Origin of the sequence: Streptomyces sp. KR55, assembly GCF_052245645.1 — a bacterium.
Classification (GTDB): domain Bacteria; phylum Actinomycetota; class Actinomycetes; order Streptomycetales; family Streptomycetaceae; genus Streptomyces; species Streptomyces flavusporus.
This window is the reverse complement of the sequence record NZ_JBQQCE010000923.1, coordinates 1-1,246: the sequence shown is the minus strand read 5'-3', so window position 1 is coordinate 1,246 and position 1,246 is coordinate 1. Positions and strand designations below refer to the sequence as shown.

Genomic DNA, 1,246 nt, shown 5'->3' with positions numbered 1-1,246 from the left:
GTACAGCCTCAGCAGGGAGGAGCGTTCGCCCGTGGCCGCCGCATCCGCGGATGCCGATGTCTGCGTGCTCATGGTGGTTCGGCCTTTCTCAGGTCGGGGGGTCGTCGCCGGCCCGGTCAGTGCCGGGACGGGGAGACGCACTTGAAGCTGGAAGCGACGGCCGGGTCGCCGTAGCCCTTGTAGCGGGACACCTGCGGGTAGCTGCACAGGTCACGGGTGACGCTCTGCCCGTTGGCGTTGATCAGGGTGGCGGGCAGCGTCTTGGGCGCCTTGCCGTGCTCGACCCAGGCGGTCAGCGCGGCGAGGCCGTCGGCCGAGCCGTCAGCGCCGTTGAGGCCGCAGGGGTTGGTACCCGGGGCGAGGAAGAGACGGTAGAAGTCGTCGACCCGCTTGGCGCCGCCCAGTTCACGCTCGACCCGCTCGCGGTACTGCACGGTGCCCTGGGTGGGGATGTACTCGTCGGCGTCGCCGTGCCAGCTCAGCAGCTTGCCGCCGGACTTGCGAAAGGCCGTCAGGTCCGGGTCGTCCGCGCCGATGACCTTGTCGTACTCGGCCTGGGACTGCTGGAACAGCTGCGTGAACTGACCGTAGGTGATCTTCGAGATGTCGAGGGACGGATCCTTCGCCACCCAGAGCTTGACCCAGGCGGCGGGCACCGGGAACGGCGTCCCCACGACGTTTCCGTCGGCGTCGGGATCGGTGTGCCCGGCCAGCGCCGAGATGTCGGCCCCGATCGGGACGCCGTACCACAGCTTCTTGCCGGAGGAGGTACGCGGACCGTCCCAGATCTTGCGTACGACGGTCGCGTCGGCCGCCGTGATGGTCAGCTCCCTGCCCTCGCACACGACCTTGGTGCCGATCAGCCGGCGCGGGTCGAAGTCGCAGCGGGACGGATCGTTGACCAGGCCGTCCTTGATGCCGTCGAGGGAGTCGCAGGCCTTGACGGCGGCGTTGGTGAAGGCGTCGAACTCACACTTGGACGGGTAGGTCTTCTCGTTGTTCATGACCACCTGCGGCCACAGGGTGGCGACCTCGAACTCGTCCCAGTTGACGGCGGGAGCGTCGGCGAGGATGCCGTCGTAGTCGTCGGGGTAGCGCTGGGCCTCCATATAGCCCTGGCGTCCGCCGGTGGAGCAGCCGGTGAAGTACGAGTACGCGGGATCCTTGCCGTAGATCGCGTCGACGACCTCCTTGCCGACGACCGCCGCCTCGTGCTGGGAGCGGGAGGCGAAGTTCTTCAGCAGCG

1 protein-coding gene is annotated in these 1,246 nt (G+C 68.4%); it reads right to left on the bottom strand.

The annotated features are described in order from the left end of the window. Positions 1-116: 116 nt before the first annotated feature. A partial coding sequence (locus tag ACTWQJ_RS51535) for a tannase/feruloyl esterase family alpha/beta hydrolase (RefSeq protein WP_443313224.1) occupies positions 117-1,246 on the bottom strand: 1,130 nt, incomplete at its 5' end.